This is a genomic window from Paenibacillus sp. FSL R7-277 (assembly GCF_000517965.1).
In the GTDB taxonomy this organism is placed as follows: domain Bacteria; phylum Bacillota; class Bacilli; order Paenibacillales; family Paenibacillaceae; genus Paenibacillus_AQ; species Paenibacillus_AQ silagei.
Genome location: NZ_ASPX01000025.1, coordinates 15,802 through 30,661 on the forward strand (window position 1 = coordinate 15,802; position 14,860 = coordinate 30,661).

The 14,860-nt window shown below is 39.2% G+C and carries 9 protein-coding genes; all 9 read right to left on the reverse strand.

Annotation, left to right across the window (positions count from 1 at the left end):
* Nucleotides 1-67: 67 nt before the first annotated feature.
* A complete protein-coding gene (locus C173_RS10010) occupies nucleotides 68-1,120 on the reverse strand; it encodes a hypothetical protein (RefSeq protein ID WP_036724483.1) in 1,053 nt (350 codons plus the stop codon).
* A gap of 2 nt (nucleotides 1,121-1,122) precedes the next feature.
* Nucleotides 1,123-2,772: a hypothetical protein gene (locus C173_RS10015; RefSeq protein WP_036724485.1), complete on the reverse strand. Its 1,650-nt coding sequence runs from the start codon at nucleotides 2,770-2,772 to the stop codon at nucleotides 1,123-1,125.
* A 165-nt stretch (nucleotides 2,773-2,937) separates the two neighbouring features.
* Nucleotides 2,938-4,215 carry a Wadjet anti-phage system protein JetD domain-containing protein gene (locus C173_RS10020; protein ID WP_036724486.1) on the reverse strand — a complete coding sequence of 426 codons (1,278 nt, stop codon included), beginning with the start codon at nucleotides 4,213-4,215 and terminating at the stop codon, nucleotides 2,938-2,940.
* 11 nt (nucleotides 4,216-4,226) lie between these two features.
* Complete coding sequence (locus tag C173_RS10025) at nucleotides 4,227-7,565, reverse strand: ATP-binding protein (RefSeq protein ID WP_036724487.1); 3,339 nt, start codon at nucleotides 7,563-7,565, stop codon at nucleotides 4,227-4,229.
* Nucleotides 7,534-8,139 carry a DUF4194 domain-containing protein gene (locus C173_RS10030; RefSeq protein WP_036724489.1) on the reverse strand — a complete coding sequence of 202 codons (606 nt, stop codon included), beginning with the start codon at nucleotides 8,137-8,139 and terminating at the stop codon, nucleotides 7,534-7,536. The genes C173_RS10025 and C173_RS10030 overlap by 32 nt, the downstream gene beginning before the upstream one ends.
* Nucleotides 8,139-9,572 (reverse strand): Wadjet anti-phage system protein JetA family protein, encoded by a 1,434-nt coding sequence (locus tag C173_RS10035; RefSeq protein ID WP_036724491.1) that lies wholly within the window; start codon nucleotides 9,570-9,572, stop codon nucleotides 8,139-8,141. Before C173_RS10035 ends, C173_RS10030 begins: the two co-directional genes overlap by 1 nt.
* 415 nt (nucleotides 9,573-9,987) lie before the next feature.
* On the reverse strand, nucleotides 9,988-10,146 hold the full coding sequence (locus C173_RS10040) for a hypothetical protein (RefSeq protein WP_235191845.1): 159 nt from the start codon (nucleotides 10,144-10,146) through the stop codon (nucleotides 9,988-9,990).
* A gap of 955 nt (nucleotides 10,147-11,101) precedes the next feature.
* Complete coding sequence (locus tag C173_RS10050) at nucleotides 11,102-12,955, reverse strand: TnsD family Tn7-like transposition protein (protein WP_081751109.1); 1,854 nt, start codon at nucleotides 12,953-12,955, stop codon at nucleotides 11,102-11,104.
* A 92-nt stretch (nucleotides 12,956-13,047) separates the two neighbouring features.
* The gene (locus C173_RS10055) at nucleotides 13,048-14,844 is read right to left on the reverse strand and encodes a TnsD family Tn7-like transposition protein (protein WP_081751110.1); all 1,797 of its coding nucleotides are present in this window, start codon (nucleotides 14,842-14,844) and stop codon (nucleotides 13,048-13,050) included.
* Between the last annotated feature and the right edge of the window lie 16 nt (nucleotides 14,845-14,860).

The window sequence follows — 14,860 nt, forward strand, 5'->3', positions numbered from 1 at the left end:
AAAGGGGATGGGGGAAATGTCTGGCTAATTTTGTTTTTAACACGATTAGCCAGATTATGATAAATAATCAAATACCTTCTAATGTTTTCATTTCACTCAATATATCTTTCACCGGATCACAATCTTCCGCTGCCTCTCTTACCAATTGGATATAGGTAGTTATCAACTCCTTTTCCGTCTCATCCATACAAGCTGCAACAAACCTCTCCAACTCCTCAGTGTAACCCCGGAGTTTTTGAGCCTTAAACCAGTTATTCATTTGATTCTCAATATTTTGTGTTAGGTGTTGTCTGCGAAGATTGTATTCTTCAAGTCGCTTGAGCTCCAGCTTTTTCGCTTCCTCAATAGTACAAAGACGCTCCTGCTCTTTTTTCTTAATTTCAAATTCGCGTTCAACGATATGTCTATATACACTTATATCAATTGCATTCATCAAAAGGTCTGCTATAAATTCACCTATTTGTTCTTCAAACGGCCGATCAAGAGTTTCAGAATAACATATTGATTTGGCCTTTTTATTTCTATCCACATAACCGAGAATCTCCTTGATCTCCATTTTGAGCAATCCACTGGGAATCTTCTCGTACATAGGCCTTAAACCAATCGTCATGCTTCCGGATTGAAGCTCTGACAATAAAGAACGTCTTTTCACTTTGGTTTCAATCAGTGAAACGGAAAAGTCATGATTAAATAATCGTATGTGGGCATTATCTTCTTCGCCTGCATGCACATTCAGATTCCCGCCCAATTCACCTACCGCATCAATTAAGCAATTCATAATTCTGAATGCCCTATTGGCTAGTTTGTCGGATATATCCATTGATAACACAGCTTTATTCCTGCGATATTCAACCTTCGAATGCCTTAGCAAATATGGATCGATCTCTTTTCGAAATTGATGTTCTTCGTCGCGTGCCTTTCTGTAAGCAAGTTCATTCTGATATTCGGCAATTAACGGATGTAGATACTTGGTCTGCTTCACAACTTGAAGAGCCTTGCACCATTTGTTGAATTTAACCTTTGATTCCGGTGTCATTAGTTCATATGCATCAAGCTCTTTTAATTGATCAATAGAATAATCGTTCATATCCATTATTTCTATAAAATCATATCGCCCCACCGCTATTCTCCCTCCTGACCGGAAAAGGAAAAACCACCTCTTAACAGATCATCAACTAATTCCTCAAGCTCCGTTTCTAAAGCCATTCCCTCGGGAACAAAATAACGACTCAGGTTATCATTTAACATTGCTGAAAACGAGCCTAAGAAATCCGAATTCTCGGGAATATCATATTTATATAGATAGGTATTTCCGTCTTTATAATGTTTATGGGAAAATCCCGTTCGGCTGGGAAGCTTAGACAAATGAATGCCGACAATCGCTGTTCTTATCTCGCTTAACCGATTAAAATCTTCTTGAAAATCACCGTTGTAATTTTTTCGTTTAATCAGCCTTGAAAGATCTATAGCAAACTTTAATTTATACTTCATTTCTTTGACCACATTATTGATGTTCACAACGTCCTCAGCAGATTGCATTAAATACTTTGACTTTCCATTTTGCTTCTGTGGGCCATTAACCAAAGCAATTTTCATGGTTTTATACTTTTTCATACTTTTTTCGAGAATAGAGTACTGCCTGAAGAACTCCTCCTCACCATAGGTCTGAGACCGCAATGGTGATAACAACTCCAGTGTATCAGGCACCCCACATTGAGAGAACGTATCCGTTAGATTCTTTAAAATTACATCAAGTCGTACCGAGTCCTTCCACAATAAGTCATTCTCTTTTTCATAGCTCAGACGCAAAATATACGCTTTATTTGGAGGAGTCTTTAAAGCTCCTGTTGTCGTTTCGAGAAACATCATATTGCTCTTGATATCAATAGGGTATATCATACCCATGGTTTTTACAGGCACTAACACGTTAATGTGTTTTACAATGCTTACTCTTTTAGTAAAAATACATAAGTTCACATACTCAGGCCAGTAATCCTCATCATTCGCATCCTCAAATACCCATACATACATAATCAGCATTTCCAATTCGCCTTTGCGTCCATTAATAAACGGGCGATGCTCGTTCTCTTTGTACAGGGCACCCATATTAAAAGGGTTATCGTTGTACCTATGATTATACCTATTAATATAATAGAAATGCTCTGACTCCTTGTTGTAAATTCGCTCTATGTATTCATTAAAAAAAATACTTGTATAATTTTGAGCAAACTCAAATAAATTCACACCATAACTGCGGTAGGTCTCTCTTACCCAGTCAATTAGGCTGTTATCCAAATATTTAAATCCAGAAATGGAGGGTCTCTCTGTCTCCTTTACTTTTATCTCTTCTGCTAAAATGATCAATTGATTCCGATACTGTTGAATCTCTATTCCTTTCATTTTGCCACTGTTACAGAACCTATAAATGATATGCTCATAATCCTCAGCACTATAAAAAAGATCCATGTATTTTCGCTCATACATCCATGATTTTAATAACCGGTCTATCCTACTCCTTGTTTTTTTGTAGTATTCAATAATAAAATCTTTGCTTCTAGGAAAGGCTTCCTCTATCTCCTGAGCAATTTTTAATGCGGACTGCTCTGTCTTAATGTTCTCATAATCGTATTCCTCTGGATTCAAATAATCATTGAAATAATCCATTACATATTTCAACACAGTTGACATGTTTTCGGCATGATTTTTAAAATCGAACTCATCGAGCTTATCCTTTTTCTTCATTTTTGTTATGTATTGTTCAACCGTAAGCATTCAAGATCCCCTCACCTACAATTTAGTTTACACTGAACTGAAAAAGATTCCCGAATCCAAGAATTCAAAGGAGTCTTGTTCTTGAAGGGAGTCCATGGATTCACTTAAAAAGAATTTTGTTACCACACTGTCGTGAAGCCTGCTTAAGGCGCTTCGTCCATTTCATTACTTTGACGAATTGAAAACCTTTTGTACAAGTTCATCCGGAACAGCCTCTTGTTCCAAACGCAATCCTGTTTTAGCCATAGTTTCCAGTAAAATGTGCCAATTTGCATAAGAATCATTCTGCAACAGATCATTGGCTTTCTGACAATACCGCTCCAGATGTTCTCCACCCGCTTCTCCAAATTGTGTAAGTGTTCCCTCATCCATAAACAAAGGACGAATATCAAAAGGACAATCACGTTGCAAAAAGCGATAGATCTGGAGTCCACCCAGGTCAATGTCCCCCCAATGGAATACTGAAAAGGAAGCATTAGTAATCTGTAATTCATCCCACAACCGTCGTAAAAATGATTGAAGAATTCGATGTGGAAAACCTCCTGTGTATATAACCAATTCACTCACAGGCTGCCGGACTCGAAACCATTGGTGGTAGGTGCTTAAATTCTCGATCATCACGATGCGTTCAGCATTTAATTCAACCCATTGAAAAACTTTTAGTGTCTCGGGGTACAAAGCCATTCCATCCGGGAACAATTCCAATGATAATGGTTTTCCGTTAAGTGTGAACTGCCCACAACCGCCCAACAGCACCGGTTTGGGATGGGGTACAATACCGATCAGATCCAGTTCTCCTTCTCCCAGTTCCGATGCTTCCCCCATCCCCTGCTTGATAATAGAAAGAAGCCTTCGTTCTACATATCGTTCGAAATATTTGCTGTTTCCAAAGACTCTCATACTAAGCATACGCTTGGGAATGTCTCCTGATATAGACGGTAACTCCTTCAGTACACGTACTGCATCCACATAGCTTTTCAGATCATTTAAATCCATTCCCCCCGAGCGCTGACCACCTAAGACCATTACTGTCCCTTGGGCCCATTTGGCTAACCAATCCCAGGGATGATCATTCAGTTCTCCAAGGATAGACCTCAATTCAGCCAGCTTGTCTCTTTTCGGCTGTCTACCCACTTGTTTATATACAAATTCTATCTTTTCCCATTTCAAATAGACTTTCTGTATGACATGGGATGATCTTTCCCGTCTCACATCGACGATTCCTTCAGCTAAACATACCTCTATAACTTGGTGCATCCATTCACGCTTACGAAAATTCATTTCGTCCTCAAAGTCTGCTTTAAACGGCTCTTCAATTAATAAAAGCTGTGGTCGTTGCTTCGTTTCTTCACCTATAATAAAGGCCTTGCTTCGCTCGTATTTATTCAAAAGATGGTTAAGTAGCTTATTCTTAAACTCCCCTTTAAACTCCTGTTCGTTCACCCAATATCACCTCAAAACAATGTTTCCTGCTGCCAATCTGCTTCAGTTTCCCTAGGCTCGATTACTTGAGTTTCTTCGTCCTCCCAACGATCAATCATATCGACAAAACACCTGTAATCCTGATTGGTGACAATAAGCGTAGTTGTCACTTCAGGAGCCATATGCTGTATTTTTTCATCAGGTACGGCAGCTATCAATTGGAGATTCATTTTTTTGATTAATTTGAGGCTGGTCTGAATCCGTTGCTCGTCCATCTTATTAAATGCTTCATCGAACACAACTATTCTAAGAGTTCGTTCAGAACGATAAAGGTGATAGAATGAAGCAAGTATAGCCACATAAAACGGTGTCTGAGTTTCTCCACCAGACTTCTCCTTCAGCACTTGCGAAAATCGATATTGGTTATCCCCCTGGCGTACCAAAATATCATAATCCAGATACCGACGATAATCCGTGAATTCTTCCATGTCCTCTGCTTCGTTTTGTACAAGTTGCTCAAATAGTTCCTGTAGCGCATCAGCCCGTTCATCATCGATCACATCAAACAAGGTTCCTCGCTCCATGAGCCTCGGATCCATCACAGCATCGTAATATCTGCGATATTTCTCGCTTGGTACAACGTGGAAATGATACTTGTCGGAGGAAAATGGAAAGTTGTCCAGTGCGTAGTTCAACTCCCTGAACTCTCTTTTTGCCATTTCAATAGCTTCTCGCAGTTTAAAAACGAAATGTGACTTGAACTCTTCCTCGGAAACCCGAAGTGCAGCCTCCACCTTCTTCTGATAATCGGGGATATCTAACCCTTCTATTTGCTCAAGCAAATGGCTGTAGACTTCATTATTTTCTGCGTCTATATTGGTTGTAAACGTATAGGTCGCATTATACTCAGCTCTGAGCTGGGCCAATTGTTGAGATTCTTCATCACGCTTGGTTTCATTCCCCTTGCGGCTGCTCTCCCAATTGATTAATTTAGTCTCTGTGGCAATCGTAGAGCGAATAGGATCTTCCAGTCGTCCCTGTGCAAACTGCAAGCGTTCCGGCCATGCTGCCTTCCACTGCTCCACAATGGCCTCCTTATCTTTTATAAAGTTGATTTGCAGAAACCTTCTCGTCTCAACCTCCTTGACTCCTTCTTCAAGAGAACCGATTTTTCGGTTTAAACTGTCCCTATTTTCCTCCCAGTGTTTCTCCGTCTTTTCCCAGCTTCCAATCTGCTCCCGCAACCGATCTGCTTCACTTAAATCTATTGTTTTTCGTTCTTCTTCCCACCGCTGTAACTCGGCCATGCAATTTGCTACATCCCGTTGAAGCTCCAACTGATCTGCCAGCATTACCAAAAGGGATTGTTTACCTTTAAGCTGATCCAACCAAGCTTGCAGTTGCTCCAAATCCACAGAAAGCAGAGCATGCTGCCTCCGTAACTGTACAAGCTCCTCTCGTTTCAGCTCCAATTGGCGGGTTACAGCCTGTGCTCCAATATAAGGCGGAGAGTATAATCGCTCCGGGATTTGCCGAGCTACCAGATTACTGTATCCCATACAACTAGCTGTTACCGCAGTTCGGTAACGCAATAAGTCCTGGTCATCAACAGCTTTCATCACTCTTCCCAACAAATGCTCCATATGGGCCTGGATAACAGAATTCGATGTGTCAATCGACTCTGCCAGAGAGCCATCTTGAGACGTATTCAGATACTTCTGTTCTGCTGCGGTATTTACCAGGCCAATTCCTTCAATACGGCGGCTACGCTTCTCCCGCTCATATATGGACAAAGCTTCACGAAATACGGATGGCTCAACCAGAAGGTCAAATCGCTGAGTATTTAAATAGCCTTCAATTGCATTCCGCCACGTTTCATCCATCAACTCCATCTCTTCGCAGAATATCCAAACTGGTGAGCGTGTTCCGAGGCGTTCTTCAAGTAATGTTTTAAGTTTCATTACTCCTTCATGATAAGGACGCTTGTGCTGCTCTAGATTGTGAATAACCCCTTCTGTTTCTCTGATCTGTTGTTCTAATTCTCTCAGATTATCACTGGAACGTGTCCGTGTTTCGGACATACGTTCCTGAACCTCCTCCAGCTGGTCTCCCATTCTCCTAAGCCGTTCCTTTTCCGGTTCAATATCACCCTCATAGTTTGAAAAATTAGCTGATAGTCCACTAAGTACATCTGCTGCATTTTGCAATTGCTTCCGGTCATTATCTGAAAAACCCCAAATGCTGTTACCATTCCAAATTCCAAGATTCGCTAAAAATTCAGCCTGTTTTTGCATAGAACGTTTCCAGACAGAAAACCGCTCCTCCAAATCTATCAAGCTTTTCTTTCCGCTTTCTATATTTAGATCCAGTTCATTTTTTCTTTTTTCTTCACTATTTTCATATAACTTACGGGATAGTTCATCTTTTTGCCGGGTTGCCTCTTCTTTCTTCTGTTTGGCCAGTTCCAGTTCACTCCGAGTCTGTTCCAGTTTCAGGTTTATTCCCTGCAACTCCAAGACCAGTTGATCAAATGTCTCTTTTTCCTTGAGTACACGCAATGAGCGGATTACATAATCCTGCTCAATTACAAGATGTCTATACTTTTCAACATTCTGAAATCGCTCTTGAATTTGGCCCAACTTGTTCTTGCGCTTTTGTAGTTCTTGTAATTCAAACTGATAGCGCTCATGTACAGCAAAGTTTTCTTTCATCAAACCAAGCTGCAGCTCCTGACGATCCAAAATATTTTGGTATACAAAATCACGAATATTCTGAATTGGTTTAAAGGACAATGCACGGGTAAAAGTCTGAAAAAAACGCTCATGTACATGTCCCATACGAGAAAGCAACGCTTTCTGATATTGTGATTTGTTCTGCTCGAACACGGATTTAATACTGCTATTCCCTTGATAATATCCTCTGAATTCATCACGGCTTCGCAACCGTCCATCGGGCTTAATCAGTTCCAACATGTCCAAGTTCATAGGAGCCAGAATAAAAAACTCTTCAGCGTGTTCCAGACTGGAGAATACATCCGCAACCATACCGACAACGAACGATTCCCGTTTTTCCTGATCCTCAAATTCGGCGAGCAAATAGGTGTTGAAATCACCATCCCGTACATATCCTCGTTCATCGCTTCCAATTTTGCCCTTTAAGTAATCAAGTAAAGTACGTTTGGCATCCTCGTGGGCAGCAGGATTAAACTTAATCATTCGCTGGTTGGCTACAAACAATACTTGCATAGCGTCAATAATGGTCGATTTCCCCGCAGCGTTTTTACCGGTAATCAAAGTTTGCTTACCGAAATCCATCACTTCGTCAGCAAAGTAATGCCAGTTAATCAAACGCAGCTTCTTTAACCATTTCATTAGTTATCCCCTTTTCTTCCTCAACCCTGTATTGTTCGATTCGACTTTGAATAGCATCCAGTTGTTCTAAATCAATCACGTATAGCCAGGTGTGATAAAGCACAATTCTGCAATCGTCAGAACGTATATCTGCGTCAAGCGCTTCAACGAGCTGGTACCTTGTACAGAGCTTAATAGCTTGATCCAACTTGGTTTTCCCCAGCCAGGAGAGATGAAAGGTTTCGTATTTTGTACGAATTTCATGAATCGTTGTTGTGGGGAAGGCACTGATGGTCAGCCCTTGTCTTTTTTCCTGATACAAGAGCCGTAGAATGAGCATCCAAATGCTTAAATCCCGATCCAAAGAGCGCCGAAACGAGCTGTCTGGGGATTGTAAAAATACACATTCGTGTCTCTCATCAACAATCACTTCCCAATCCAGCATTTGAAGGTATTCTTCAATAGCTCTCTTATGTCGCCGGACTATAGTATAGCTATCACGATCTTTTTCCCGGACTAGATAATTAACCGCCAAAAGATGATTTAGCACAGCCTTGATTTTTTGCCGTTCTTGTTCACTGATCTCTTCCCACATTATGTTTGTTGCCTCCCTCCGGATATTCGTGGTTTGATCTTATGGTTGTAGAAACGATAGGGAGCGGCATGTAAAATCAAACGATCTTTACTGCGTTCAATTTGGTAGGGGGAACCTCCATCCTGGCCGTATAAGTATACATACGTCAGAAGCAGCACTTCCTCCACATTCTGAGGCGCCAGTTCCGCGATCTCCATACTATCTTTATTCTGCAAGCGAGAAAGGACGAAATCGTCCACCTTCTTACGCGTAACGGCCTTGCGCATACGCTCAAGTCTTTCTTTACGCAATTGCTCACGTACTTCTTCCGGGATAGGTATTACATAATGTTCTTCAGGCTGATGCGGAATCCGTTTCTTTCTGACAGGAAGAAGTGATCCCTCGTTTAAACTCTGTATATTCTGCAATCGTGAAAGTGGAATGAGCTCTTCATCTGGTAAAGGAAACGATGAATTCCCCAGCATTTCCAGTAATAAGGCCAGCTTTTGATCTATTCCTTGATGATGCTGGCTTAAATAGCGTGCCCGGTCATAAGAGGAACGCAGATACTGATTATGACGAAGATCAATCCTATAGAACGTATCATCAAGTCCTAAATATATTGCTTCAATATCCCGTAAAGACTGTCTCAGGTGGGACTTGGCTTCTTCAGAACTCTCATATAGCCCGCCTGAAATTCCATCCTGTACAGCCTGCTCCATCCAATCGCTGTCTAGTTGCCATTGCTGCACAATATCAAGGATTTGATGACGATACCTGGCTACGTGATCTGAAGTCTTCAATCGATGGTAACTATTCTCGACAATATCTTTCTGATAACGATCAAAGTGATGGTCCAGCACTTCTTGAATCGTTTTTTTGCTAACCACCTGTTCCATATGATGTTTCATATTATTGTAGAGAGTAAACAACTCTCGATCGAACTGAAGGGTATTGGATAATGCCTCCCGAACGGCCATAGCAGGACGCTCACGAGCTTCTTCACCAGATAGCATACCGTAGGTCGCAAAAGCATAACGCTGGTATTCAATAGCCCTTCCCTCACATAGTTCCTGAATGAGTGATAGCATCCGAATAGTATAATGAGGTAATACAATATAAATTTCATAACGATCCCGCGTTTCCAGCTCAATCCAGCCTAAAGTTTCTAGCCTTCGTATCAAGCTATTTGCCTTGGCACGCGATACTTCTTCTAAGTCCACTTGTCCTGGAGAGAGAGACCGAGGTTCTTCATCCCACTCCAGTTGCGTATCTAACTCTTCCCACGATTCAATCAGTTCCTGGTACAAGTCCCGCATCAATTCAATCCGGATGCCAAAACGCTCACGTTTAGCATGTTCGTATAAAAGTTGAACAGCCTCAACGTTTAATTGCTTATTTATTCCCGATAATAATCGAAAAAAGGACTCTGGTACTACCTCAAATAGCTTCAACTAGAATCCTCCTTAAACCTTTTTTCCTGTTATTAACATCATTCGACGAAAAAATTAAATTCTCCTCTTCTATTCAGGTCATTTAATCTACATTTTTGGAACAACAGATAATATTATGTTGTTTTTAAGAGGAGCTCATCCTATCTTGCTAAATCCTCAAGGCGTATAAATCGTAGCTGCTTCTGCACATATACGCGACCGCTCATTTTGGAGAAAGATCTTATACCTTAATCTTAATAAATTAAATGAAATAAAAGTGATTCATTTATTTCAATGATAATAAACATTAGGTTAATTTCAAAGATTAAGCCCTCGTAAATTCCTAAAACAAAAAAGCACCACAAACCTCAATTACACATCCAAGGTTTAGGTGCTTTCTACATAATCACTCTGGTAAAAATCTAATAATGTTACTCTAAATCCAATCTTCTGTAAGATCCAATTTTCTATTACAGATATCACAATGTACTTCTATAACTGTACCAAGACCAGTTGGAGTAAAGGTATAAGAAAACTTAGCACCGGTAACATCAACTGCTTTACACGAATCCCATTCCTTTATCTTTTTTTCCATTTTGCTAGTGATTTCAAAAAGCATAAGCCTCCCCTTCCTCAATTCCAGTATATATGCATTCTAAATACAAAACATGTATCTCATTTGCTACATACCAGATTCAAATTCAGCTTCAATAGAAGCAGTCTTTGAAAAGTATCGATCTGCACAACTACTAACAAGCATTTCACGAGTTTTCTCATGAATTTTCAACAACTGATTTAGGACGAAGACCCGTTGAACATTAGCTTCAGCAAACATGAATAATTGTCTCTTATAGTAATCAATTTGCCTCTGGTGAGGTCCAGAGTACCGCTGATTTTTTTCATATATACTAAGTAATTGTAAATGTAACTTATAAACATCTTCGTAGTTCATATTTGTTGATACCTCTCTATAAATACAGTATTGTTATATCATTGTCTCCATCTTTAAATTATTCATACCGTTTTTTCAACAGCTCCAGTTCGTTTTTACGAATTATAGTTTATCAACGATCAGAAGTATCATATGTGTCGTTTATTAGACACTATCAAAAAATGTGTCTATATGATTTGAATAAAAACTTAGAACTCGTGCACATTCGATAACTACTTTCGTTGGAATGTATTCGTGTTCATTATTAATCCAGTTTCAGCGAAAAGCACGAGATATCTTCGGCTCCTAGCTGAGGTATTGTTAACCGCCGGTCAAACCTTCACTCAAGTTAGTCCTATCGCAAAGGAAGGACAAATGTAGATGAGATTGGTGCGGATAGCGTGAATGGAGACTTTCCAGTTTACTGATTCCAGCCTCCTGTGGTTGTTCACGGCCCTATTTCACTCCGACTCCTATGGGTACAGACCGGGGAAATTGCGATTGATGCAGTAAGACTAACAAGAAGCAGCTATTGGCGATATTGCGAAGTTGTTCTAAGCGGAGGTATTGTTATCAAGGATTATACTCTCATATATCCAGTGCCATTAACTCCCTCTACTTACCTAATAGTTACTGCGTCAATCTGTTCACGGTGAGATTCAATAAAATTCCGCCTTAACCCGGAGGCACGAATGAGCTCCCATTGTTTTACCAATGTATTTGTTTTCTTTAACTCCAATGTTCTAAGTTCAATTCGCCTAGTTTGGAATTCTTCAACCGACTCCACCACGCTGTCTAGTTGTTTTGATGTCTCGGGTAATTTATGTAGCATATTAAATAATAGAGGTAACTTACCCAGTCTTCGCCCAATTTCGCTTTTCGTTACTCTGATCAGTTTACCCGTGTTTCCGTTCTTGATTTCTTCCGCTGCTATTTGAATCTCCTTAGCTAGCTGATGGTCTCGTTTTTCCCAATTCACCCGTTCTTTAGGCGTATTTCCTTTATTTTTCTTTGGCGAATTTTCAAACAACCACTTATTATCGTGCCTGTACAGCCAGATATACAGCGCCTGATCTATTTTCCGAAGCTCAGTTACTGACGACTGTCTGTTATCTCTTTTTAATTCGGCCCACCTTTCCCTATTTATCATTTTTTCCTGGTCCAGTTCAATTATAATTTCAGCAGAGATTTCTTTATTAGCCAGATTACTAATCACTGTTTTTGAATCACAACCGAGTGTTCTTGCCATTTCTCGTATCGAAATATCTTGTTGTGCTATGATTCGTAACTTTCTATCCCACTCTTCCCCAAAGTTCTTCACTCTTCCAATTTTATAACGATCATCCAAGACCTGATCTGGCCCCTTACGTGAATATACAAATCCACATGAACATGAGAAAGTACCAACCGGTTGCCTTGTTTTGGAGTCTCTTGTAACTTCGCATATCTGTATGATCGAGTCCTTATAATGACTTGCAGCTTTATTAAGACACGGCCACGGCCCTGTCCCAAAAGGTTCATACACTGGATTACCTACAGAAATTTCGTAATACATATTTTCAAAAGTCTCACCTAGAAAGTAAAGCAACAGCAAATGCCTTAATGGATGGCACGTAACGCGTGGTTTTCGAAGTAGTTTATGTAGCCAGGTATCTTCTTGCGAGGGTCCAATATAACTTTGTAACTCTAGAAGCAATCCATTGCTGAAACAATGATTGAATGCACAAATTAGATCGGTCCATCTAATTCTTCCTGAGTGATTAGCCAGGCCTAATCGTTGTAATTTCATTATGTAAAAATCTTTAATCCTATGTAGTCCTAAGGATGTAAACTTATTATTCAAAATTACATATGTTTGTTCGGCGAGAAACATTTGAATGTCTAAAGAATCCGATTGATTTAGATCTTCTCGGTATCCGCCGTCCTTCAAGATACTCTCTAACGAGAAAAACATATGCTTATTTCTTCTATTGGCATGAGAGGATGTGCTACATATAAGGGGGTTTCTATGGATATGGCAAATATACACCCCTTCCATTTGATGCGATCTATGCCAATATGCCTCTCCATATAGATCTCGATCTTGCTCAACACAAGTCGGACAGAACTTGAGTACCTCTTCTATTTTAACTGTCGAGGCTGGTCTACCTAACTGCATATATGTAGTAGGCCCATTTTCTGAGATCATGATTTCTATCATTTCTTTGTTTCTACTATCCGAAATAAAAGGTTGATAGTAAGGGAGAAATGTATGATTAGCTATTAACTCTTCAGGGGTAATCTTACTTCCGATTGGCATTCTATCACAAAGAGCTCTTAGATGAGATGGAAGCAATAGTGAAGCACATACATTTCTGTTACCAAATAAATCTTCGACCGTCTGTTTATGATTTTCACTTCCTGAATCTCTATGATATCTGGAAAAAGCACTGTATAGAATTTCATCCGGAAATAAAAAGGGGAAATTTATCATCGTGCGTTCACTCCTAATTTTTACATTAAGAGTATTATCCCCATAAACTACACTATAAATTCCCCTGTATCATTAACTTTAGCTGATATTATTTATATTAACTTCCCTCGTTCAGAAAGAAAAACTCGAATATGTTCATCAACTTCTTCATTACCCTTTTGATAATAAGTACCTGTTGCTTTATTTTTAAATTGGTTTACTGTCATTCCATTACTATATCTAGCTGAAATCCTGAGATAATATCTGGGTATACTTCTTATTAGATATTCTTGTGTTGTTTCAACATACTTATCAAGCTCTAGTACAGCTAGAGGCAACTTATCACGATAATATTGCTTGAATCTATTACTATAAAGTTTAGATAATTTTGATATAATCGTTCCTCTTCGAATGGGTAAGTGATAATCGGAGGGAATACTCTCCGCTGCTTCACGTATTTTTTGCTGTAGTTCCTGATCAATAGCACTAAAATCTAATTTTTTTTTTGAATGATAAATTTCCGGTGGTATTCTTAGCACTAACCATTCCTTATCGTAATGCATTAGCCAACTAAAAAGATACTGAGCTTGTTTTCGCAATTCAGTACGGGTTCTATATGTGCGACCAGTTAACAATTTAATCATTGCCATTCTTTTCTCTTCTCGCCTGTCTTCAAAATTCGTACTAGATACTGCTGCTACTTGTTGACGAGCAACCTGGATTTCATTTATAGCAAGTTGGATATTGTCAGTTTTTTTCATTTTGTAGACAGAAGTTACCTCTCCCTTCATACGGCTTACGTGCTTACAATTATCGCAATAATACTTTATAGAATATACTCCAGAACTATTGTTCACATCTCGAGCACAATGATTAATTCTTGGTAACCCATATGTTTCGCATTTTCGATTTAAGCATGCCCATGGTCCATTACCAAAAGGAATTTCTATTGCATACGTATTTTCCGACTCAATTAATTGTTTGAGTGAGTCAGAGAGTAATTGAGCAAGCAGAAAATAAAATGGTATAAACTTTACCATTGAGTTTCGACTAAATATGCAACCCCTAAAATATTTAATTCCTATATTCAACAAATCATATCCCATTATCTTGAAATGTGCATTCTCTCCTTTAATAAATGAGAGAATTTCTTTTTTTTTTAACTCTCCTCTTAGAGTAATATAATTATTAGCAAATAATAATTGCATGAGTTTTACATACAAAGTATCAACACTCAACGTCATATGATTGTCTCTGACAAACACTAAATCATCCAGCAACTTGATCTGCATTTTATACAATAAGTTTAATTCTACTTCTCCAGACGGAAGAGCATCACCACACCACTTACATGCAACTTCCTTAAGTAAATGGCCAGAGTGGGTATCACCGTAACTATTCATGCATGTGGGACACTTACTAAATAATTGTACACGGTGACTAGGACATAGTTGCAGAAAAGATAATTGGTGCTCTCTATGCACATAAACTTCACCATATGTTTCTTCATCATTCGAAACACAAATAGGACAATATTTAATTTCTGATGATAAAACAGCCTGCGCCCCAGATATTTGGGGTTGTCCCTTTGCATTTCTAGCATTGGACCCATAAAGTATATTCTGGTACATGGCTTTATTTCTTTCATCTGTAAGGAATACTTTATATAATCCAAACCATGTGTGTTCATAGAGAAATAATTCAGCTGTAAATGTGTGTCCAATAGGTAGCTTGTTTAACATAGTTTGTAGTCCTCTTGGAAACATCTTTTGCTTATATGAATATGCTCCAAAAAGATCGTTTTGAGTTTGACTAAACTCCGTATTTCCAGAACGCAAATGATACCTATACACTATGCTTCGGAAATCTTCATCCGGAAATGGCTCAATAAATGAGAAGATTCTATCCATTTTATACAGTTTGAAT